General features: G+C 66.8%; 16 protein-coding genes. 8 read left to right on the top strand and 8 right to left on the bottom strand.

Annotation, left to right across the window (positions count from 1 at the left end; genetic code table 11):
• Positions 1–28: 28 nt before the first annotated feature.
• The 5 genes from HUA75_RS23155 to HUA75_RS23135 all read left to right on the top strand — a co-directional run bounded on the left by HUA75_RS23155 (position 29) and on the right by HUA75_RS23135 (position 6,189).
• Positions 29–1,000 (top strand): zinc-binding dehydrogenase, encoded by a 972-nt coding sequence (locus tag HUA75_RS23155; protein WP_141643924.1) that lies wholly within the window; start codon positions 29–31, stop codon positions 998–1,000.
• A 583-nt stretch (positions 1,001–1,583) separates the two neighbouring features.
• Positions 1,584–3,014 (top strand): PLP-dependent aminotransferase family protein, encoded by a 1,431-nt coding sequence (locus HUA75_RS23150; RefSeq protein WP_174456433.1) that lies wholly within the window; start codon positions 1,584–1,586, stop codon positions 3,012–3,014.
• A gap of 194 nt (positions 3,015–3,208) precedes the next feature.
• Positions 3,209–3,628, top strand: coding sequence for a type II secretion system major pseudopilin GspG (gene gspG / locus HUA75_RS23145; protein ID WP_174456432.1), 420 nt, complete (start codon positions 3,209–3,211; stop codon positions 3,626–3,628).
• A 306-nt stretch (positions 3,629–3,934) separates the two neighbouring features.
• A complete protein-coding gene (locus HUA75_RS23140; protein ID WP_174487648.1) occupies positions 3,935–4,264 on the top strand; it encodes a hypothetical protein in 330 nt (109 codons plus the stop codon).
• 272 nt (positions 4,265–4,536) lie between these two features.
• Positions 4,537–6,189 carry an alpha/beta hydrolase-fold protein gene (locus tag HUA75_RS23135; protein ID WP_174487647.1) on the top strand — a complete coding sequence of 551 codons (1,653 nt, stop codon included), beginning with the start codon at positions 4,537–4,539 and terminating at the stop codon, positions 6,187–6,189.
• Between the two features lie 118 nt (positions 6,190–6,307).
• Here the strand turns inward: HUA75_RS23135 and HUA75_RS23130 are convergent, their stop codons facing one another.
• The 3 genes from HUA75_RS23130 to HUA75_RS23120 all read right to left on the bottom strand — a co-directional run bounded on the left by HUA75_RS23130 (position 6,308) and on the right by HUA75_RS23120 (position 13,244).
• Positions 6,308–7,165 (bottom strand): hypothetical protein, encoded by an 858-nt coding sequence (locus HUA75_RS23130; RefSeq protein WP_141643929.1) that lies wholly within the window; start codon positions 7,163–7,165, stop codon positions 6,308–6,310.
• 139 nt (positions 7,166–7,304) lie between these two features.
• Positions 7,305–8,081, bottom strand: coding sequence for a class I SAM-dependent methyltransferase (locus HUA75_RS23125; RefSeq protein WP_174487646.1), 777 nt, complete (start codon positions 8,079–8,081; stop codon positions 7,305–7,307).
• Positions 8,082–8,297: 216 nt separating this feature from the next.
• The gene (locus HUA75_RS23120) at positions 8,298–13,244 is read right to left on the bottom strand and encodes a MopE-related protein (protein ID WP_217446238.1); all 4,947 of its coding nucleotides are present in this window, start codon (positions 13,242–13,244) and stop codon (positions 8,298–8,300) included.
• A gap of 289 nt (positions 13,245–13,533) precedes the next feature.
• On the opposite strand from HUA75_RS23120, the gene HUA75_RS23115 reads away from it, so the two are divergent.
• Entirely contained in the window at positions 13,534–14,730 is a 1,197-nt protein-coding gene (locus HUA75_RS23115; protein ID WP_174487644.1) for a serine hydrolase, read from the top strand.
• 36 nt (positions 14,731–14,766) lie between these two features.
• Here the strand turns inward: HUA75_RS23115 and HUA75_RS23110 are convergent, their stop codons facing one another.
• The gene (locus HUA75_RS23110) at positions 14,767–16,470 is read right to left on the bottom strand and encodes a serine hydrolase (RefSeq protein WP_174487643.1); all 1,704 of its coding nucleotides are present in this window, start codon (positions 16,468–16,470) and stop codon (positions 14,767–14,769) included.
• 430 nt (positions 16,471–16,900) lie between these two features.
• Between HUA75_RS23110 and HUA75_RS23105 the strand changes: the two genes are divergently transcribed.
• The gene (locus HUA75_RS23105) at positions 16,901–17,227 is read left to right on the top strand and encodes a hypothetical protein (RefSeq protein ID WP_217446237.1); all 327 of its coding nucleotides are present in this window, start codon (positions 16,901–16,903) and stop codon (positions 17,225–17,227) included.
• A 140-nt stretch (positions 17,228–17,367) separates the two neighbouring features.
• Here HUA75_RS23105 and HUA75_RS23100 read toward each other — a convergent pair whose 3' ends face one another.
• Positions 17,368–17,796, bottom strand: coding sequence for an ester cyclase (locus HUA75_RS23100; protein WP_174462753.1), 429 nt, complete (start codon positions 17,794–17,796; stop codon positions 17,368–17,370).
• 168 nt (positions 17,797–17,964) lie between these two features.
• On the opposite strand from HUA75_RS23100, the gene HUA75_RS23095 reads away from it, so the two are divergent.
• Positions 17,965–18,501, top strand: coding sequence for a GNAT family N-acetyltransferase (locus tag HUA75_RS23095; RefSeq protein WP_174456427.1), 537 nt, complete (start codon positions 17,965–17,967; stop codon positions 18,499–18,501).
• Positions 18,502–18,567: 66 nt separating this feature from the next.
• Here the strand turns inward: HUA75_RS23095 and HUA75_RS23090 are convergent, their stop codons facing one another.
• From HUA75_RS23090 to HUA75_RS23080, 3 genes are read right to left on the bottom strand one after another with little or no spacing between them, the layout of a single operon-like run.
• Positions 18,568–20,121, bottom strand: coding sequence for a hypothetical protein (locus HUA75_RS23090; RefSeq protein ID WP_174487641.1), 1,554 nt, complete (start codon positions 20,119–20,121; stop codon positions 18,568–18,570).
• A 10-nt stretch (positions 20,122–20,131) separates the two neighbouring features.
• A complete protein-coding gene (locus HUA75_RS23085) occupies positions 20,132–20,464 on the bottom strand; it encodes a hypothetical protein (RefSeq protein WP_174487640.1) in 333 nt (110 codons plus the stop codon).
• On the bottom strand, positions 20,454–21,149 hold the full coding sequence (locus HUA75_RS23080) for a thioredoxin family protein (RefSeq protein WP_174487639.1): 696 nt from the start codon (positions 21,147–21,149) through the stop codon (positions 20,454–20,456). The genes HUA75_RS23085 and HUA75_RS23080 overlap by 11 nt, the downstream gene beginning before the upstream one ends.
• Positions 21,150–21,202 lie beyond the last annotated feature (53 nt).

Genomic DNA, 21,202 nt, shown 5'->3' with positions numbered 1-21,202 from the left:
GTCCGCGCGGCCATGGAGGGTGAAACGCATGCGCGCAATCCAGGTGTCGAGGTTCGGTGGGCCGGAGGTGTTGGAACCCCGTGAGGTGCCCGAGCCCAGGCCCGGGGCAGGTGAGGTCCTCGTGGAGGTCTCCTTCGCGGACATCATCTTCGTCGAGACGCAGATTCGGACAGGTTGGGGACGAGAGTTCTTCAAGATTGACCCGCCCTACGTGCCGGGCTTCGGCGTGGGTGGGACGGTGAGCGCGGTGGGCGAGGGCGTGGACCCGGGCTGGGTGGGTCGGCGGGTCATCGCCAACACGGAGGAGCGCGGGGGGTATGCGGAGCGTGCTGTCGTCTCGGTGCGGAAGATGGTCCCTGTGCCGGACGGGCTGGAGCTGCGCGACGCGACGGCGCTCCGGTCCGATGGTCCCACCGCGCTGGGACTGATGGAGAAGGCGGCGATTCGCCCGGGACAGTGGGTGCTCGTCACCGCGGCGGGGGGAGGGATGGGTGTCCTGCTGGTGCAGCTCGCGCACGCGGCCGGAGCGCGGGTCATCGGCGCGGCGCGGGGGGCGCGGAAGCTTGCGCTCCTCCGGGAGCTCGGCGCCGACGTCGTGGTGGACTACTCCCAGCCGGACTGGGGCCAGCGGGTGCTGGACGCCACGGACGGGCGGGGCGCGGACGTGGTGTTCGACGGCGCTGGCAGCGAGCTGGGCCAGACGGCCTTCGGGGTGACGGCGCGAGGAGGACAGTTCTCCGCGCACGGGGCACCTGGTGGTGGGTTCGCCGAAATCGACACGGCCGAGGCGGAGCGGCGGCACATCTCGGTGCGCGGCATTCAGCAGGTCCAGTTCCCCCTGCCGGAGCGTCAGCGGTTGACGGAGCAGACGCTGGCGTTGGCCGTGGCGGGACGGCTGCGGCCGGTCATCGGGCAGGCCTTCCCCCTGGAGCGGGCGGGGGACGCCCATGCGGCGCTCACGGCCCGAAGCATCACCGGCAAGGCGCTGTTGCTGATTTGAGCGGCGGGCCCTGTGGGCCGGAGCTGGCGAACGCCGTCAATTGGCTCCTTCATTCTTCTCCGGATTGGCCCTTGAGTAGAGCCAATCCGCCCTCCACCCTGGAACACCATCAGGAGGAGTGACTCATGAGGAGAAGTCGGTGGAAGGCCGGGGGTGCGCAGGTAGCGCCGGGCCCGGTACTCATCAGCGTGACCGAATTCACCGCTGCCTACATCCGAGACATACCGGCGATCTGGTGGGAGGGCTCGAAGCTGAGACAAGCCTGGCCACAGCTCGAGGGCGCGGTGGGAACGTGGTTGTGGTTTGAGGTCCTGGGCCGAAGGTCCGGGTCGGTTTCCGTATGGAAGAGCGAAGAGGACCTTCGACGCTTCGTGCGCTGGGCCCCCCACGTGCGAGTGGTTCGACGGTTCCAGGGCCGAGGGACGATGGTCTCCACCCAGTGGCGGGCGGAGGAGTTCGACCGCCGGGCAACCTGGGCACGGGCCGCACTCTGGATTCAACGGAGGACCCACGCTCCTGACGCAGTGGACCCATAGGTGTCCACACATTGACCCTTTCCAAGGGTCCAATGAGGATGGCCGCGATGGACCTCCACTTGACGGTCTCCGGACGACACGGGCTTGCCACGCAGCTCTATCGCCAGTTGAGGGATGCCATTCTCGAGGGGCGCATTCGAAGTGGCGACAACCTTCCTCCCACGCGAGAGCTGGCTGACCGACTGAAGGTCTCGCGCAATACCGTCACCGCCGCCTATGAACGACTGACCTCGGAGGGTTTCCTCTCCGCTCGCGTGGGTTCGGGCACCTTCGTTCGGTCGCCGATAGCGCCAGCCGAACAGCGACGCAACGCCCTGTCCGGAACGGGGCTCCGCCCTCTGCCCGTTTGGGACCGAGTCACCGTGGGACCGGAACGCCCGGCGCGAAAACCCGCCTTCGACTTTCGCGCCGGGATTCCGGATGCGCGACTCTTCCCGTTCGCCGCCTGGCGCAGGCTGGTGACTCGGGAGTTGCATTCAGCGGAGAACCGCAAGGCGCTCTACCAGGAGCCCTCCGGGCTGCTCCGACTGAGGCAGGCCATCGCGCGGCATGTAGGAGTCGCCCGGTCGATTCAGGCGACAGCCGAGGACATCCTCATCACCAACGGAACCCAGCAGGCGCTGGACCTCATCGGCCGCGTCCTGTGGGAGCCGGGCGCCGTGGTGGCCATGGAAGACCCTGGCTACCCCATGGCGCGACTGCTGTTTCAGTCACAGGGGGCGCGGGTTCATCCGGTGCCGCTGGATGCGGAAGGGCTGGAGGTGGACGCATTGCCGGAGAACGCGGCGGTGGTCTACACCACGCCGTCCCATCAGTTTCCACTCGGCATGCCCATGTCCCTGGCGCGGCGGATGGCGCTGCTCGCCTGGGCGGAACGTCGTCGGGCAGCCATTATCGAGGATGACTACGACAGCGAGTTCCGGTTCGACGACCGACCGTTGGAGCCACTCCAGAGCCTGGACCGAGGCGGGCGAGTCATCTACGTGGGGTCGTTCTCCAAGACCCTGCTGCCGGAACTTCGGGTGGGGTACCTGATAGCCCCGCCCTCGATTCGTCCCGCGCTGCGAGCCGCCAAGGCCCTGACGGACTGGCACAGTCCCCTCACGACTCAAGCCGCTCTGGCGCGGTTCATGGAAGAAGGGCTGCTGGCGCGGCATGTCCGCCGGGCCCGGAAGGAGTACCAGTCCCGCCGTGATCGACTGGTGAGCGCCATCGAGCGCCACCTGGGGACCTGGGCGGAGCCCGCTCCATCGGTGGCTGGGCTCCACCTGTGTGCCCTGTTCCGGGACGAGCGATTGCACGCCGACGAAGTCGCTCGCGCCGCGAACGCGGAGGGCATCGCGGTGTATCCGTTGTCTCGCTTCTCCACCGCCCCCACACCTCCCCAAGGGCTCGTCCTCGGGTACGGGAGCATTCCCGTGAACCGGATCGACGAAGGCGTACGGCGGCTGGCCGCGGTCCTCGCGGCGACGCGGTAACCACCGGGCTCGCGGCCCTGACGAACTTCATGGCGGCACGTGGCCTGCACTGGAGGCCCCCGGGCCCGACGCCGGAGGTCGGAAGAGGGCCCTTCAGGGCAGCGCCATGCGCGAAGCCAGGGTGCCGAAGGACAGGGCGACACGCGTGGCGAGGTGGGGGCCTGCCATTACGTCACATGAGGTGAAGAACAGGCATGAACCAGAACAAGTCCAGGCAGCAGCGCCGTCGCAATCGCGGCATGACGCTCATTGAAATCATGGTGGTCATCACCATCCTCGGCCTCATCGCCGCGGCCGTCGGGGTGGCTGTCATTCCGACGTTGGGTGAGGCGAGGGGAGACCGGGCCTCGTTGGATATCAAGACCATCGAAACCGCGCTCAAGCTCCACTACTCGAAGAAGGGCCGCTTCCCAGACACGCAGTCCGGGCTCGGCGCGTTGGTGGAGAGTCGGACCCTGGAGCAGCTCCCCAAGGACCCGTGGCAGAACGACTACGTGTATCTCAACGAGGGAGGCCGGCCCGTCGTCATCTCCTACGGAGCGGACGGCACCGTGGGTGGCGAGGGAGAGGACGCGGACATCTCCTCCGCGCCCGCGAACTCCCAGAAGGGCTGAGTCCGCCCATCCGACGGGTGCGGGGAACATGGCGGGCCCGCTTGTTCCCTCCGGCACCGCCCGCATCGCGGTGCCGAGTCGTTGGGGCCAGACCCCGCATGCTCTCCCCGCAGCGAGCGGGGTACCTGTCTGGGCTCTCCTGGCTCATACCGCCAGAATGCTACATCCTGAATGTCTCATGTCTGTCGATTGGGTCATGGTGTTTGTGTTTTATTGTTTCGCGGTTTAGGCATCGAAGGCCGGATTTCATCCGAACCTCCGGTGGCGCCCGTGGGGCGTCCTCTCGTCCAAGAGAAAGGCCTGACCATGAAGAAGCTGCTCCTGGGAATGTTCCTGGCAACGATGCCGCTCGTCGGCTGTGGCACCGATGAGGCGAGCCTGCCGGAGACCGGCCAGGTGATGACCACCGAGGATGGTCGCGAGCTGGTCATCGAACAGCGGACGGCTGAGCCGGGCGAGCAGGCTCCGGACGCCGAAGTCGCCAATATGAGCGTGGACGAGGACAACCTCGCCTGCTGGGTGGTGCTCAATTACTGCAGACATCCGAACACGGGGCGGCCGCATTGCACGGCCACCGGCTGCACCATCGCCCAGGCCATCAAGCACTGTCAGGCGCTCATCAGAAAGACCTGCTGAGCTGTCACTGCGGGCATCCCAAGGGACCTCTCGGCTGTGGCCGGGAGGTCCCGGGAGGTCGGAGAGCCGTCTCGTCAAGAGAATATGTTATACCACAGCAATATGGTTGCGGAATGACCACGAATTACCGGGGCAGACGGTGCCTTCCGAAGAACAAGAACATCAGAAATTGATTAATCTGGACATTCATGATTAGTCAGTATTGCTTTGTCTTCCTCACCATCTCTGAATGAGGAGGCTCTGTGATTCGTTCGCGGCTTCGTGACGTATGGATGCGTGGTTTCGCCTCGCTGGGCGTGTTGCTGGTCGGATGTGGAGTTCCCGAGGACGGTGGCGCCGAGCAGGCACTCTCCTCCAGTGCCTCGCCGCTCGTGGGACAGAAGCTGGTCATCGCTCCGGCGATGGTTCAACCGGACGGAGTCCGCCCGACGCTGGGCGTCTATCAAAACCTCTACGACGAGCAGGCGCTGATAGGTGACCCGCGCGCGGGCTCGACCTTCAAGCCCGCGACGACCTGGGGCAACGTCGTCTACAACGAGACCCAGTACCCCATGGGTTTCATCATCGACCTGGGCCAGCTCCACGACGTGACGGAAGTCGGCGTGTTCGACACGTACGACCACAACGGCTCGGTCTCCTTCCGTGTGGGGACGCCGGGTGCATGGACCTCCACCTTCACCATCAACACCACCCTGTGGGAGACGTGGCAACTGGTGCCCGTGGGCCAGCGCACGCGCTACATCCATTTCGCGCGCACCATGTACGGAGCGTCGAACGAAATCGTCATCTATGGCGCGCCGGTGGGCCCGCCCGCCAACGTGCCTCCCACGGCCTCGGCGGGCCTGGACCAGACGGTGGTGCTGCCCACGTCGTCCGCGCAGCTCACCGGCACGGCGAGCGACTCGGACGGAACGGTGGTCTCCCGGCAGTGGACCCAGTTCTCCGGGCCGAACACCGCCACGCTGACGGGCGCGAGCACCCTGACCGCCACGGCCTCGGGCCTGGTGGCGGGGCTCTACGAGTTCGACCTGCTCGTGACGGATGACCAGGGGGCCACGGCCACCTCACGCACCAAGGTGCGGGTGGAGCCCGCCAGCACCGGGCGAGGCACGACCACTGAAATCTACAGGGACACCACGAGCACGCTCCCGGGGAACTATGGCTACGTCGTGTACCTGCCGCCGGGCTACAACGCGGCCACGAACTGGCCCATCGTCATCTTCCTGCATGGCGCGGGTGAGCGAGGCGACGGCGGCACCAACCAGCTCAAGCGCGTCCGGAACATGGGGCTCCAGTCGTACATCGACAAGAACGGGAAGGATTATCCCTTCATCCTCGTGTCGCCCCAGACGAGCACCAGCAGCTACTGGAACGACCAGGAGGCCCTGGACAGCCTGAACCCCTTCATCGAGCGAATCCTGTCGACGTACAAGGTGGACAGGAAGCGCGTGTACCTGACGGGCCTCAGCATGGGCGGCGCGGGCACGTTCTCCTATGCGCAGAGCTTCCCCGCGAAGCTGGCGGCCGCGGTTCCCGTGTGCAACGGAGGCTACGGCGCCTCCGCCGCTCGCGCGCAGGCCATGGTGGACGCCAACCTCCCGGTCTGGGGCTCACACGCCATCAACGACCCCGTCTCGTATTCGGGGACACGCGAATGGTTCACCCGGCTGGGACAGGCCATGGGGGCCACGGGAACCGTCATGGACACGTACACCTATCCGCCTCGGGCGCAGACCGCGTTCTTCCGCCCGGCACTGGGGCGGTGGGACTGGGTCGACGGCCAGACGGCCCAGGATGCGAATGGGAATCCTCCCGAGCGCCCGGTGCTCTTCACCCTCTTTCATGACGGCGGCCATGAAATCTGGGACCGCGTCTACCAGGACCCGAAGGTGTTGAGCTGGATGCTCGCGCAGCAGCGCCCCTGAGGTTCATCTCTCTCCGGACGGAGATGAGGTCCGAAGCCGCGGTGCAGGTCACACCGGCGGCCCGGCGTGGGGGTTGGATATCCTCCGCGCCGGTGCCGCCGGATGTTCTCGTTAATGACTAGCGGATGATTCCCTGGGCGTCGTAGATGGTCTTGGTGGAGGAGCTGGTGCTGATGACGACTTCGTCCCCGGCCAGGCCATCGATGTTGGCGATCATCTGCAGGGTCCAGAATCCGGCGATGGGGTAGTCCCGCGTGGCGCGGCTGGCGTCCCGGATGATCCTCACGTACGAGACGTTGTTGATGATCAACTCGGCGCCCGGCTGTCCATTCGTGTCGGCGACGCCCATCAGCGCCCAGGTGCCGCTGGAGATGGGGTAGTCACGAGTCCCTGACGCCTGGTGGTCGATGATTCGAATGGCGGCACCCGTGTTGATGGGCAGTTCAGTCGCTCCGTCGCCGGTCAGGTCATGAAAGCCCAGCGGCGTCCACGCGCCCCCGGAGATGGCATAGTCGCGTGTCGCCGAGAGCCGGTGGGTGATGACCCGGACGAAGCTCCCCGCGTTGACGGCCAGCTCCTGGCCCGCGAGTCCATCCATGTTGCTGAAGCCAATCGGAGCCCAGGCCCCGCCGGAGATGGGATAGTCGCGTGTCGCCGCGGTCCGGTGGGTGATGACCCGGACCAGGTTTCCCGCGTTGAAGGCCAGCTCGGCGCCCGGCGAGCCATCCATGTCCGTCGCCTGAAGGAACGTCCAGGCGCCCGTCGAGATGGGGTACGTGCGATTGCCGCCATTCGTTTGTTGGACCTCGATGTAGCTCAGGTTGTTGTAGACGGACTCCAGCGTGCCATCTCCATTCAGGTCCCACGCCCCCATGAATGTGCCCGCCGCATACACGGGGCTCGCGCTCAGGGTGAGCAGCAGGAGCGTTGTTTGGACGAAGGAACTGCCTGAAACCAATGCACTCTTCCGGGACATGTGCGCCTCGCGGTCTGAGTCCAGATAGGTCTGACTATCAGGACTTCTCTGGAATATCGCCAATTCGCACTGGGCGTGTAAATGACCTGCCCCGTTTCCCTATCGCCAGAGGTCCGTGGCGACGTCCGTCCCTGAATCCTTACCTGTTGGAGGATGTGCTGGGCTTGTGTGCCTCGATGAGGAAGCGTGTCGTGCGGGCGACGAAGGGGCCGTCGCGCTGGATGCGCTCGTGGAGGGCCCGGAGCTGGGGGCGGTAGCGCTCGACGGTGAAGTCCGGGACCATCCAGATGACCTTGCGCAGGAAGTAGATGACCGCGCCGATGTCGAAGAACTCGGTGCGCAGGGACTCCAGCCGCAGGTCGGTGACATGGAGTCCGGCGGACTCCGCCTGGGCACGTGCGTCGTCGGGGTGGCGCCTGCGGTGGATTTCGGCGGGCAGGGGGCCGAGGAAGAACTCCACGAGCTCGAAGACGCTGGCGGGGCCGACCTGCTGGGAGAAATAGGTTCCGCCGGGTTGGAGGACGCGGGCAATCTCCGTCCACCACGTCGTCACCGGGTGGCGGCTGACGACCAGGTCGAAGGCGCTGTCGGCGAAGGGGAGGGGCGGCTCGTCGGAGTCGGCGACGACGACCACGCCGAGCGGGTGCAGCAGCTTTGTTGCCTTCGCGACATTGGGTGGCCACGACTCGGTCGCCACGGTGAGGGGAGGCCGCTTCGGCACACCCGCGAGCACCTCGCCACCGCCGGTCTGGATATCGAGCGCGGCGGAGGCACGGGCCATTCGCTCACCCAGTTGTCGCTGATAGCCCCAGGAGGGGCGTTGCTCGGTGGCGCGACCGTTCAGCCAGGAGAAGTCCCAGCCTTCCACGGAGGCACTCGCGGCCTCGGCTTCCAGTTCCTCATACGTTCGCGACATGCCCTGGCTTCTATCGCGAGGCTCCGTGCGTCGTGGTGGAGACCTGTCCGTTCTTCGCGCGGGCCAGCGTGCCGAGGACATTCAGGGCGCCCGCGACTTCACGGGCGCCCCTCATGTCACTGAAGCGAGAGTCCCTTCGCCCGTACGGCAGGCGGTCCGACGTCGACCGAGGTGTCGACCCGCCTGTTCAGGACCGAAGTGAGGACGGGGCGGTCCTCACGGGATTGGCACGTGGACGGGTGTGGACCTGGAGGTGATCGTCCCGTCGCAGAGCTGGCCATAGCCGTTGGTTCCCCACGTCGAGATCGTCCCGTCAGGCCTCATGACCACGGTGTGATTGTGACCCGCCGCAAGAGCGATGACACCGTGAACACCCAGCACCTTGACCGGGGTGGTGCGACCGGTGGTCGTGCCGTCGCCGAGCTGGCTCGAGAAGTTCTCTCCCCATGCCCAGAGCGAGCCATCTTGTCGTAACGCCACGGTGTGCGAATCGCCGGCTGCGATGGCGACCACGCCAGACAAAGCCTGCACCTGCACTGGCGTCAAACGGTTGATGGTTGTTCCGTCGCCGAGTTGCCCGTCGATGTTGTAGCCCCAGGTCCAAACGGTGCCGTCCTGACGCAGCGCCACGGTGTGTCTATTGCCCGCAGCGATGGCCTTCACGCTGGACACTCCCTGGACTTGTACGGACGAGGAGCGGTTGGTTTTCGTCCCGTCGCCGAGCTGACCGAACCCATTATAGCCCCATGCCCAGACGGTCCCGTCCTGCCGTAGCACCACGGTGTGCGAGTCACCCGCGGCGATGGCTGTCGCTCCCGACAAGCCCTGCACTTGCGTCGGCGTGCGACGCCAACCGGACGCAGTCTCGTCAAGACCCCAGGCCCAGACGGTGCCGTCATTTCTCAGCGCCGCGCTGTGCCAGCGGCCCGCGGTGATGGCTGTCAGGCCAGACGGGCCCTGGAGCTGCACGGGGGTTGGTTGGTCAATGCCTGTTCCGTCGCCCAGACTGCTGAATGCGTTGGAGCCCCAGGCCCACACCGTGCCGTCCTGCCGCAGCGCGAGGGAGTGGTCGTCGCCCGCCGCAACGGTCGTCACGCCGGTCAGCCCAGCCGCCTGGACGAAGTGCGTGCGCCAGTGCGTGAATCCATCCCCGAGTTGTCCATCTACGTTGTTGCCCCAGGCCCAGGGGATTCCGTCTTGTCTCAGTGCGACGGAGTACTCCCTTCCCGCGGCGAGGACCATGATGCTGGACACCCCCTGTACCCGCACCGGTGCGGAGCGGTCCGTGGTCGTCCCGTCGCCGATTTGGCCATAGGCGTTGTCACCCCATGTCCAGGTCGTACCGTCCTGTCGCCGTGCCAGGCTGTGATTTGCGCCTGTTGCGATAGCTCTCACGTCGGACAATCCTTGGATTCGCACCGGCGTCGTTCGGCTGGTGCCCGTCCCGTCGCCGAGTTGGCCATCGAAGTTGGAACCCCAGGTCCACACTGTGCCATCTGCCTTCAGTGCCATGGAGTGACGCCAGCCCGCGGCAAGAGCGGTGACTCCGGACAGGCCAGGCACTTGAATGGGTGTGAGGCGGTCGATGGTCGTCCCGTCGCCGAGTTGGTTGTCGCCGTTGTCGCCCCAAGCCCATACGGTGCCATCCGCTTTCAACGCCATGTTGTGCTCCCAGCCAGCAGCAATGGCTGTCACGCCGGAGAGGGTGTGGACTTGCACCGGCGTTGGACGTTCGGTTGTCGTTCCATCACCGAGTTGACCGTAGTAGTTGTCGCCCCATGCCCAGACGGTTCCATCTTGTCTGAGTACCAGGGTGTGGTTCCAGTGCGCGGCAATCATGGTGACGCCGGTCAGGTTCTGGACCTGTACGGGGGTGGGCCGGCCGGAGCCTGTCCCATCTCCGAGTTGGCCATAGTTGTTGCTGCCCCATGTCCAGACAGTGCCGTCCTGTCGACGTGCCACGGTATGACGGAGGCCGGCGGCAACGGCCGTGACGCCGGAGAGGTTTTGCACTTGTGTTGGTGACGAGCGCCAGCCGCTCGTTCCATCTCCAAGCCAACCGGTGGTGTTGTAGCCCCACGCCCAGACGGTGCCGTCCTGTCGCACGGCGACGGTGTGTGCGTCGCCCGCCGCGAGCGCGACGACGCCGGTCAAATTCCGTGTCTGTACGGGGGTCAAGCTTCGGGGAATGATTCCATCGCCGAGTTGTCCGTCACTGACTCGGCCACAGGCCCTCACGGTGCCATCTTGGCGCACCACGATGGAGTGCGAAGCTCCAGTGGCGACGAGCGGCAGGTCGGTAGCTGCGCAGACGAATCCTCCCGGATTCGCATCGACCAGGGTGTCGCAGTTGTTGTCGACGCCGTCGCACACCTCCGAGGCTCCGGGGCGGGTGCCGGCATTGCCGTCATCGCAGTCGCTGGCGTTGGTGACGTAGCCGCCGGGCACCGCGCAGGCCTGGGTGGTCTGGCTGGAGCTGCCGAAGCTGTCGCCGTCTGCGTCACGGTAGAAGGTGGTCTTCACCCCTTCGTCGGTGGTGCCGTTGCAGTTGTTGTCCACGCTGTCGCATACCTCCGAGGCGCCTGGGCGGATGCCGGCATTGCCATCGTTGCAGTCGCTGGCGTTGGCGACGTAGCCACCGGGCACCGAGCAGGCCTGGGTGGTCTGGCTGGGGCTGCCGAAGCTGTCGCTGTCCGCGTCACGATAGAAGGTGGTCTTCACCCCTTCGTCGGTGGTGCCGTTGCAGTTGTTGTCCACGCTGTCGCACACCTCCGAGGCTCCGGGCCGGGTGCCGGCATTGCCGTCGTCGCAGTCGCTGGCGTTGGTGACGTAGCCGCCGGGCACCGCACAGGCCTGGGTCGTCTGACTGGGGCTGCCGAAGCTGTCCGCGTCCGCGTCACGGTAGAAGGTGGTCTTCACCCCTTCGTCGGTGGTGCCGTTGCAGTTGTTGTCCACGCTGTCGCACACCTCCGAGGCGCCTGGGCGGATGCCGGCATTGCCATCGTTGCAGTCGCTGGCGTTGGTGACGTAGCCGCCGGGCACCGAGCAGGCCTGGGTTGTCTGTCCGGGGCTGCCGAAGCTGTCGCCGTCCGCGTCACGGTAGAAGGTGGTCTTCACCCCTTCGTCGGTGGTGCCGTTACAGTTGTTGTCCACGCTGTCGCACACCTCCGAGGCTCCGGGCCGCGTGCCGGCATTGCCGTCATCGCAGTCGCTGGCGTTGGCGACGTAGCCGCCGGGGACCGAGCAGGCCTGGGTGGTCTGACTCGGACTGCCGAAGCCGTCCGCGTCCGCGTCACGGTAGAACGTGGTCTTCGCCCCTTCGTCGGCGGTGCCGTCGCAGTTGTTGTCCACGCCGTCGCACGTCTCCGAGGCGCCAGGCCGGGTGCCGGCATTTCCATCGTCGCAGTCGCTGGCGTTGGCGACGTAGCCAGCGGGCGCCGAGCAGGCCTGAGTGGTCTGGCTGGGACTGCCGAAGCTGTCTCCGTCCGCGTCACGGTAGAAGGTGGTCTTCACCCCCTCGTCGATGGTTCCGTCGCAATCGTTGTCCAGGCTGTCGCAGGACTCCGTCGAGGGCCCCTGTACCGGCGCGCATTCGATGGCGCCGTGCGTGCAGTACGTCACTCCCGCGCCGCAGACGCCCTCGGCGCCCGTCGTGCACGCCGCGAGACCGCCTGGATTGCCGTCGTCCGCCGAGCCATCGCAGTCATTGTCCAGCCCATCGCACTGCTCCTCGGAGGCGGACTGGTTCTGCTGGCACACCACGTTGCCCTCGGTGCAGGCCGTGGTGCCGGTCGCGCAGACCCCCAACTGGCCGGTCGCGCAGCTTTCGCCTCCACTCGGATTGTCGTCATCCACCTCCCCGTCGCAGTTGTCGTCCGTCCCGTTGCAGACCTCCGGTGCGCCGGGGTAGGTGGTGGACATGTAGTCATTGCAGTCGATTTCCTGGACGAAGCCAGGGGAGGGTTCACAGGCCTGCTCCGTGAGGAACTCGTCCCCGAAGCCGTCCTGATCGCCGTCGAAGTAGAACGTCTGGGTCAGCGTCGTGGAGACCGGCGCCGCCGACGTCGAAGGGGTGGTGCTGCCCGTGCCCAGCTGCCCCTGGCCATTGTTTCCCCAGGCCCACACCGGGCATCCGGGCCGCACCGCCAGCACGTGCTGGGCCCCCGCCGCCAGGGCCCTCGCGTCCGACAGGCCCGCGACATTCACGGGCGTGGCGCTATGGGTCGTCGTGCCGTTGCCGAGCTGGCCGGAGGCATTGTGGCCCCAGGCCATCGCCACCCCGTTACCGATGATGCCGAAGGAGCTGTTGTGTCCGGCCACCAGCGCCGTGACGGCGAAGACTCCACTGACGGGCGTGGGCGCCAGGACGGGCGACGTGGAGGCGATGCCGGTGCCCACCTGTCCGAAGTTGTTCTGCCCCCAGCCCCACACGTTACCGAACTGCGCATCGACGATGAGGGAGTGCCCCGATCCCGCCGCCACGGCGGTCGCGCGGGGAATTCCAGTCACCAACACCGGCGACAACACGGTGGCGCTGGTCGCGCCAGTGCCCACCTGACCGAAGGTGTTCTGGCCCCAGGCCCACACCCCGCCATCCGCATCCAACGCCATCGCGTGATTGATGCCAGCGGCGATGACCCGGAGGGTCGGCAAATGGGGGACCACCACGGGCGTGGCGACCGCGGCGCTCGTCGCCCCCGTGCCTATCTGGCCAGAAGTATTCTGCCCCCACGCCCACAGCCGCCCATCGGCGCTCAGCGCCAGGGAGTAGTTGCCGTTGGCGGCGATGGCCTGGATGTCTGAGAGCGCGGCGACGCGCGTCGGAATCAGGACGCTGCCTCCCGTGCTGCCGAGCCCCGCCTGCCCGTTGGCATTCTGTCCCCAGACCCAGACGTTGCCGCTCACATCCAGCGCGACGGAGTGGGCAATTCCAGCCGCCAGCGCCTTGATGGGAGGAATTCCATGGACGAGAGTTGGCTGGGCGGTGCTGCTGGTGGCCCCCGTGCCAAGCTGTCCGGCTCCATTCTGTCCCCAGGCCCAGACCTCGCCATGTTTGTTCAGGAACAGTGAGTGGTAGGCCCCTGCCGCCAGGGCCTGGGTCACCCGCACCGAACTGAGCGACTGGGGCTTCGAGCCGAGGTGTTCATCCGCTTGCGCGACCACGGTGGGTTCACCGCAGCCGAGAGCCATGAGGATGAAAGCCAGGAGTGACGCGAGACGAGGGCGTAGGTCTGCCAGGGCCGGGTATGTCACGTGGCGGGCCTTTCTGAAATGGAGGAGGGATGTGGCTGGCTTCAGTATGTGATGGCTGGATGGCAGGTGTTAGCAATTCCTTGGCAGGGTAGGTTCTACCCTGCATGAGTCAGGATTCTCCCGGTCCATGATTGGGTTTGTCATGTTCGACCTCAGAGAGGGGGGTGACACCTCCGCAGCCGAGCGGTGTTCCCTGTGCATGAACATCCACACCCGGAGTCTCGAAGTCCGCCACGGTGATTCACTCGAACAGGGGCCCGCGCGACGGCCGAGCTTCACCTCGCTCTCCCTCGTCCTGTTCCTCGCCCTGGCCGGAGCCGTCAGTGGTTGCGGCGACGACGAAGAAGAACCCACGACGCTGCACGCGGACCTTCAAGCCATTCTCGAGGACGCCGTCGCCAAGGGCGTGACGCCTGGGGTCTCGCTGGCCGTTGCCTCGGACAAAGGCCCGATGTGGCTGGGTGTCGCTGGCGTCGCCGACGTTGAGCGGAATCAGCCCATGTCCGCGCAGCACCGCTTCCGTGCGGGCAGCATCCTCAAGAGCCTGGTCGCCACCGCGGTGCTCCAGTCCGTCGAACGGCGCACGCTCGCGCTGGATGACACCCTGACGGAGCGACTGCCGGCGAGCGTGACGGACCGTATCGAGAATGCGGGGGGCATCACCGTGGCCATGCTGCTCGCTCACCGCTCGGGTATTCCGGAGTGGGTCACCGACGAGACGAACATGGCCATCATGGCGGACCCGGAGCACCGCTGGACGCTCGAGGAGATTCTCGGCATCTCCGGAGCGCGGCCCTCGGCGTTCCCTCCCGGTTCCCAGTATGGCTACTCGAACACCAACTACGTGCTCCTCGGCGAAATCCTCTCGGCCGCGGAAGGCCGGAGCTGGCGCGAGATTGTCCGAGAGCGGGTCATCGAGCGAGCGGGGCTTTCCCACACACGCGTGCCCGAGCCGGGAGACCTGGACTGCCCGGCGCCCTGCGCGCGTGGCTACGTTCCCTTCGACGGTGCGCTGGCGGACCTCACCGTCGTCGACCCGTCGATGGCCGGGGCTTCTGGCGGTCACGCCCTGGTGACCACCGTCTCCGACCTCCTCACCTTCTGGAAGAAGCTGCGCGCTGGTGCGCTCTTCGAGCGCACGGAGACGCTGGAGGCCATGGTCGCGTTCCAATCGGCGCCCGACCCCGAGTCCCGACTGGTCGGCTACGGGCTCGGAGTGATGCGGCTCGAGTCCCAAGGCGTTGTCGCCGTCGGGCATCTGGGCGGCACGGCGGGCTACCAGAGCTTCATGCTCCATGTCCCCGCGACGGGCCGCTACGTCACGGGGAGCATCAATGTGCTGGGAGACCTGGCCGCGGTGCTCGTGCCCATCCTGGACCGCGCGGGACGGCCCTGAGCCTCGAGCGAAGTGGCCCGGCCAGGGCTCCTCTGTTCAAGGGCCGGAAGCCTGGCGAGCCGCCCCCGTGGGTCGCGGTGCCTCCATCCGCTCCGCGCGAAACCGGCGCAGGCGTCGGCTGCTGACCAGCAATCCATCCACGCCTCCGGAGGCCGCCCGTGTGAAGGTCACCGCTCCGAGCGAGCCGATGAACCGGTCCCCACCCACGGGCTCCAGCACGACCTCGTCCCGACGGGGCCAGCGCACGGCCAGTTTTCCGTCCGCGATGCGCACCGTGTAGGTCATGGCGACCTCCTCGCCGCGATACTGGCCGACGAACGCCGCCAGGTCTGGGGGCGTGGGCATGGGCGCGCTCAGGCGGATGAAGTCCCTCGTCGTAGGCCAGGCATCCCGGATGCGCAGCTCGCGTGGGGCCTGGGGCGTCGGCGCCACGAAGCGCCAGACATGCGTCGACTCGCCCGGGCGGAACGCGCCATCGCCAATATGGACGAAGGCCTTGGGCATGCCGACCTCGCGCAGCGCTCCGTCCTTGACCTCCAGTCGCACGACTTCATCCGTCAGGGGACTCCAGTAGTTGCCGGCGAGCGCGGACAGCTCCGCCTCCGGAAATGCAACGGCGGGCGGCAGGGTGTCCTTCAGGAGGTCACCCAGATACACCTCGGCCACCTTCCACACGAGGTCCGTGACCGCAATCGAGCCGTTGTTGCACAACGCGACGATGGCCAGCCGTTGGTCGGGGAAGAGGACGGCCTCCGTGCGGAAGCCGGAACCCGTGCCGTCATGTCGCACCGTGCGCAGACCGCGATGCTCCGCCACATGCAAGCCACCGCCATAACGCGTCTCGGTGCCATTGTTCAGCTTGCCGGAGGTCTGCATCAGCGCCTTCAAGGCCGGCCCGCCGACGCGCCCATCGAGCAGGTTCTGCTCCCACTTCAGCAAATCACTGACAGTGGAGAGCAGATTGCTGGCGCCGTAGTGGTCGTTATTGGGCATGCTGATTCCCCAGCCGCTCTCGCGGGGGAAGTAGCCCATGGCGCGCCTGGGAACGACCGCGTTGTGGTCTTCCTGGAACCCGGTGTCGGTCATTCCGAGCGGCTTGAAGAGCCGCTCGTCGGCGAATGCCCGCAGGGGCTTGCCGGAGACGCGGTGCACGATGACCGCCAGCAATGTGTACGCGGCATTGCCATACAGGATTTCCGTCCCCGGCTCGAAGTTCACACCGCGTTGCCGGGTCAGCACCTCGAGGATGTCCGCCTCGGTGTTCAGGTCGTCGCCGCGCAAGCCGGCAAGGCTCAGCAACTGACCCTGCTCGCGCAACCCGTTGGTGTGGTGCATCAGGTGCGCGATGGTGATGGTCTTGCCGTAGTCGGGTATCTCCGGCAGGTATTTGCGGATGTCGTCGTCCAGCGACAACTTGCCGTCTTGTGAGAGCAGCCCGATGGAGTACGCGGTGAACTGCTTGGTGACAGAGGCCAGATTGAAGACGGAGCGCGGCGTGAGGGGGACGTCGTATTCCAGATTCGCCATGCCGTGGCCCCGCGCGTAGTCCACCACGCCGTCGCGAGAGACACCCACCGCGCAGCCGGGCGTGGCCTTGCCGATCCATGGCGAGAAGATGGCGTCGACGCGTGAATGACGCTGGGCCCGAGAGCCTCGTGGCGTCTGGGCACTGGCGATGCTTCCGGGAAGGACCCACTGAACGACGAGGGCCAGCAGGAGTAGGGAACGGGGAAGTCGCATGCGAAGGAGGCTCCTCGAGCGGGACGTCGAGCCGCCCCGCGACGAGAGGGAGGATTCCCGAGCCCTCCGCCCCGCGCGGGGCATATCTGCGAAGCCCCGTCAGGCGTCGGTGAACCGCGCGTTTCAGGCGGTGAGCCGCCAGCCGCGAAGGACGCTGGACATGGGCCTCGCGTCCCCAATGGGTGTTCGAGCAGCCACCTGTTCCAGGCGCCCGTCGGGCTCGAACTCGTTGGTGGGGGCACTAGCAGGCGGTTCCGAGTGTACTGTCGCCTTCGCGCATCTGGGGTTCCTGGAAGGCGCCCAAGTGACCCTGTTGTCAGTCACGGAGCTGACCCAGGCTGAGCGTCAGACACGGCATAGCACCGCTTCGGGAGGCCGTAGGCTGGTGTGGCTCGTCGAACCCACGGATGCACCGCCGACGAGTATGCCTGTGATTGGCGACGTGAAGCTGACCGCTGGAGGGGAGCTGTACAACCCCGTGACCAATGCGACCTCATCGAAGCCATTCTCACCAGACATCGCCATCTACGACGTTCCGCAGTTCGCCCAGAAGTTTCCCAAGCTCATGGGAGGCAAGAAGCTCTCGCCGCGAGAAAAGTCCTTGATTCTCGAGGTGGTCATCCGAGGCTCCGCGCTCAAGAAAGAGGCCCTGGAGACGTCCGAGCTGGAGCTCGGGTTCCTGCCACCGGGAGCAACGCCCGAGAGCGGTGTCACTCCTCGCTACGTGTCCTATCGTGCGAAGCTCAAGCGACGATAGCTCGGCCGAGGCCAATCGTTGGCGGGGAGGGGACTTGAGCCCCTCGAACTGCCCCGGTGCGCTTTGTCAGGCAAGCCCCTGAGGGTGTGCTGACGCAGCGCCCTGGGGGCGCGGTTGCCGGCATGCTGTTGCGATTCGCCTCAGCGGCGCGGGGCGCGTGCGAGCTGCTGACGCAGGTGGGACTCTTCCACGAGCCCCCAACGTTCGAGCAGCCGGCCGTCGGCGGAGAAGCGCAGCAGGTCGAGGACGGTGTAGGCCACCGGGAGTCCCGTCGGCGCGAATCCCATGAAGGGTCCCAGGTGGGTGGCTCGGGTCAGGACGCGACAGGCGACCTTGTCACCCTCCGCGACCAGGTCCTCGAGCACGAAGCGAACGTCGGGAAACGCGGTCCGCAAGCCGGCGAAGGCCTCTTTGATGCCCTCGCGCCCGGGCTTCATGTCGGGGTCCGGATGATGGTCGATGGCGTCGTGCTGGATGACGTCATCCAGGAGGCTGAAGTCGCCGGAGTGGATGGCTTCTTCGAGCCGCGGGTAGAACCGGCGTGCGGCGTCCTTGGCGGAAATGAGCATCGGATGTCCTGGGAAGGAGCGTGGATGTGGGAGTCTCTCCATGGCTTCCGCGCGCGTCTTGCACGAATCGGACAGCGGCCGCGCGTCATGCCCGCTTGGCCGCTCCAGGGCGCGTGGCGCGTCTATTCCCTTGAGGCAACACGACGCTCTTGGAATCGTATTCCCCCCATGTCCCTGCCGCTTCGCATCGAGTGTGGTCCCTGTGTCCTGCGCCCCTGGCGACGCGGTGACGAGGCGTCCCTGGTTCAGCACGCCAACAACCGCGAGGTGTGGCGCAACCTCCGTGACCGGTTTCCCCACCCCTACACGGCCGAGGATGCCGCGGGGTGGGTGAGCTACGCGGGAGCCGTGCTGCCTCCCACGGACTTCGCCATCGAGGTGGACGGCGCCGCGGTGGGCTCCATGGGGCTGATTCCCGGCAAGGACATCGAGTGCTATTCGGCGGAGGTGGGGTACTGGCTCGGGCAGTCGCTGTGGGGCCGGGGAATCGTCAGCAGCGCGCTCGACGCGTTCTCATCCTGGACCTTCGCGAACAGCGACTTCCTCCGCTTGTTCGCGCTGCCCTTCGCCGACAACGTCGCGTCGTGTCGGGTGCTGGAGAAGGCGGGCTTCCAGCGCGAGGGCCTGTTGCGGCGCAGCGCCGTCAAGGACGGCACCGTGCATGACCAGGCGCTCTACGCGCGCCTGCGCCCGATGGGGCCCTGAGCCCGCCCGCGGCTCAGGGGCTTTCGCTGCTCGGCGCCGTAGGGGATGGCTTGAAGGCCACGCCCCTCAGTAGTTCCAGGCGGTGCAGTCGGTCGTCGTGCGGGTGACGAACTCGGCCAGCGTGCGCAGGTTCCGCACGAACGTGCTCGTGTCGAGATAGTCACCCGGCGTGGCGCCACTTCGCGGACCGCTCGGGCTGTAGGTCGTGAGCCACTTCTCGTTGTTCACCGTCGCATCCACGGCCTGGGCCGTGTCGGCGCGGAGCTGCTGGCACGAGCGCTTCATCACCGTCGTGTCGCTCGACAGCCGGTTGTACTCCGCGCGGAGGGCGACGAGCTGGGACGGACCCGCCCACCCGTAGTTCTGGTAGGTCGGCGGGGCCTGGGAGAACCGGACCGGGTAGCCGCCGGGCTTCACCGTGAAGAAGCCCGTGTTCGCCGGAGAGGTGTCATCCAGTTCGATGTAGCGGTGGATGAGTGTGTCGTTCGCATGGTCCACGGTCTCCAGGTACGCGAGCGCGGTGCCGACCGCGTCGCGGTTCGCCGGCACGCTGGGGTCGAGCTGGTAGAGACGAAGCAGCGCCCACATGGCGTCCTGACTCTCCTGACCGGCGATGGCTGGAACCTCCCAGTTGCGCGCCCAGCGCGGCTGCATCTGGATGTCATATTGCTGCGCCCAGGCGGGCTGGGGCTGGGGCATCTGTGCCCGGCGAAGGAATCCCCCGAACGCGGTGCGCATGCCCTGATAGGTCGTGGCCTGCGCGGGATAGATTTCCTGGGCCCAGTTCAGCATCTCCACGAAGGCCGTCGCGAGGTTGTCGTTCAGGGTCGGGTCATCCCAGTACTCGTGGGTGTAGGTATTCGCATAACAGTTCGCGAGGCCACACGAGGTCCCGATGGAGGGCGGGTAGCTGGCCGTGAGCGCCGGCCGCGCGGCGACGGGACCGGTGAAGCCCTGGGGGAAGCCACCATTCGTCGGGAACTGCGAGGTCTCCACCCGCGCGCGGGCGTAGGACGAGGCGTCGGAGATATTCGTGTTCGTGAACCCGAGGAGCTGGTCGGCGCGCATCATCGCGATGAGCGCGTTCTGGGTGGTCTGGTCGTCGTAGGTCGTCGTCGTACAGCCGCCGCAGCTACAGCTCGCCGTGGTGTGGCGGTAGCACGCCTTCAGCGTCGGCGTCGCCTTGAAGTCCGCGTAGAGCCGCCAGCCTCCCGACTTGACCTGCCCATGACGCAGCGCCATCGCCGCGTCCGTCGCGTACGTCTTGAGCGCGGGTGTGGCCGGGTCCGCGAGGGCCGCCTCGACGAACGCAATCACCACGTCCGACGTGCCGGGCGACTGAATCATGATCTGCTCTTCGTCGAGCTGGATGTCGCCCCAGCGCTCGCTCAGGTTGTTGGCATTGTGATGCCACGCATAGCCGCCCTGGCGCGCCACCTGGTCATGGAAGTACGTCGCCGCGTTCCGCATCCGGCCGAGCGCCTTCGCGCGGAGCGGAGTCGTGGCCGCCCTCGCCGCCTCGCCAGTCCGAGTGCCCTCGTCATCGGGTTCGGAGGCCATGGGCGCGCAGGCGAACGTCGAGAGCAGCGGAAAGAGCACGAGCACAATGGGTCTTCGCATGCGCGCTACGCTAGCAAGCAGGTGGCGCGTGTGCAGCGTCGCCTCCAGACGCCGGGTCCTGAGTGGGGCGTCGCGGCCAGTCTCCAACAACCCGGGGAGGTGGTGGGGCACCGCGCAGGCGACGAACGAGGATGAAGCCCAGCGAGAGGGCCGCCACGGTGAAGCCCACGAGTCGCAGGTGTGTCCCGATGACTCCAGCCACGCCGACCGTCACCCCGAGCAGCGACAGATACGCGGCGATGCACAGGGGGCACTTCGGGATGAGCGCGGCCAGCAGCCCCAGGGCCAGCGACACGCCCGGCGCGCCCACCGCCGGGCGGCGTGTCAACGGGTCAGCGGCCATACTGGTCTCTCAGTCGCACCCACTGCATCGGCCAAGGCAGCCCGTCCTCGTCACGGCCCTTCGGGACGAGGTCCAGGACCTGGTAGGCCGTGTTGATGACCTCGATGCCTCGTCCATAGGTCCCGTAGGTGTGGAAGACGTCGCCGCGCTCGTCCTTCGCGAAGGCGCTGATGCCCGGCATGTCTGAGTTGGACTCCCGTAGCGGTCCGTAGTTGTAGACGGCTTCGCCGCGCTCCCGTTCATCCGGGTGGAACGACACGTTGAAGTCGAAGTTGAAGGTGTTGGCCTGGGATGACAGCCACTTGAAGCGCCAGCCCATTCGCTGCTGGAACGCCTGCAGCTTGGGCAGCGCCGCGCGGGAGATGGCGACGAAGCTCACGTCCCGCTGGGCCAGGTGCTCGACGACTCCGTTGAAGGAGTCCGCCCAGAACGAACAGTTCTTGCAGCCCGCCTCCCACTCTGGCGCGAACATGAAGTGATAGACGACCAGCTGGCTTCGGCCCGCGAAGAGCTGCGCCAGCGTCTCCTGACCGTCGGGGCCGTTGAACACATAGGGCTCGGCCACGCGCAGCCAGGGGAGGGCGCGGCGTGTGGCGCTCAGCTCGTCGTGCATGCGCATGAGGGCCTTCTCCCTCGCCAGCAGTTCCTTGCGTGCGGCGAGCCACTCGCTCTTCGATTCCGTCATGACGGGTGTCACGTGATTCCTCCACGGGGATTGGGGACTCCAGACGTAATGGG

The organism is Myxococcus sp. CA040A (assembly GCF_013336725.1).
GTDB classification, from domain to species: domain Bacteria; phylum Myxococcota; class Myxococcia; order Myxococcales; family Myxococcaceae; genus Myxococcus; species Myxococcus llanfairpwllgwyngyllgogerychwyrndrobwllllantysiliogogogochensis.
The sequence above is the reverse complement of the archived record's forward strand: the minus strand, read 5'-3'. Positions and strand labels throughout refer to the sequence as shown.

Excerpts from the sequence above, each read along its gene's own strand:
- gspG (WP_174456432.1), top strand. The coding sequence starts at position 3,209 with ATGAACCAGAACAAGTCCAGGCAGCAGCGCCGTCGCAATCGCGGCATG.
- HUA75_RS23150 (WP_174456433.1), top strand. The coding sequence starts at position 1,584 with ATGGACCTCCACTTGACGGTCTCCGGACGACACGGGCTTGCCACGCAG.
- HUA75_RS23110 (WP_174487643.1), bottom strand. The coding sequence starts at position 16,470 with ATGCGACTTCCCCGTTCCCTACTCCTGCTGGCCCTCGTCGTTCAGTGG.
- HUA75_RS23085 (WP_174487640.1), bottom strand. The coding sequence starts at position 20,464 with ATGGCCGCTGACCCGTTGACACGCCGCCCGGCGGTGGGCGCGCCGGGC.
- HUA75_RS23135 (WP_174487647.1), top strand. The coding sequence starts at position 4,537 with ATGCGTGGTTTCGCCTCGCTGGGCGTGTTGCTGGTCGGATGTGGAGTT.
- HUA75_RS23140 (WP_174487648.1), top strand. The coding sequence starts at position 3,935 with ATGAAGAAGCTGCTCCTGGGAATGTTCCTGGCAACGATGCCGCTCGTC.
- HUA75_RS23090 (WP_174487641.1), bottom strand. The coding sequence starts at position 20,121 with ATGCGAAGACCCATTGTGCTCGTGCTCTTTCCGCTGCTCTCGACGTTC.
- HUA75_RS23115 (WP_174487644.1), top strand. The coding sequence starts at position 13,534 with ATGAACATCCACACCCGGAGTCTCGAAGTCCGCCACGGTGATTCACTC.
- HUA75_RS23100 (WP_174462753.1), bottom strand. The coding sequence starts at position 17,796 with ATGCTCATTTCCGCCAAGGACGCCGCACGCCGGTTCTACCCGCGGCTC.
- HUA75_RS23080 (WP_174487639.1), bottom strand. The coding sequence starts at position 21,149 with ATGACGGAATCGAAGAGCGAGTGGCTCGCCGCACGCAAGGAACTGCTG.
- HUA75_RS23130 (WP_141643929.1), bottom strand. The coding sequence starts at position 7,165 with ATGTCCCGGAAGAGTGCATTGGTTTCAGGCAGTTCCTTCGTCCAAACA.
- HUA75_RS23125 (WP_174487646.1), bottom strand. The coding sequence starts at position 8,081 with ATGTCGCGAACGTATGAGGAACTGGAAGCCGAGGCCGCGAGTGCCTCC.
- HUA75_RS23155 (WP_141643924.1), top strand. The coding sequence starts at position 29 with ATGCGCGCAATCCAGGTGTCGAGGTTCGGTGGGCCGGAGGTGTTGGAA.
- HUA75_RS23095 (WP_174456427.1), top strand. The coding sequence starts at position 17,965 with ATGTCCCTGCCGCTTCGCATCGAGTGTGGTCCCTGTGTCCTGCGCCCC.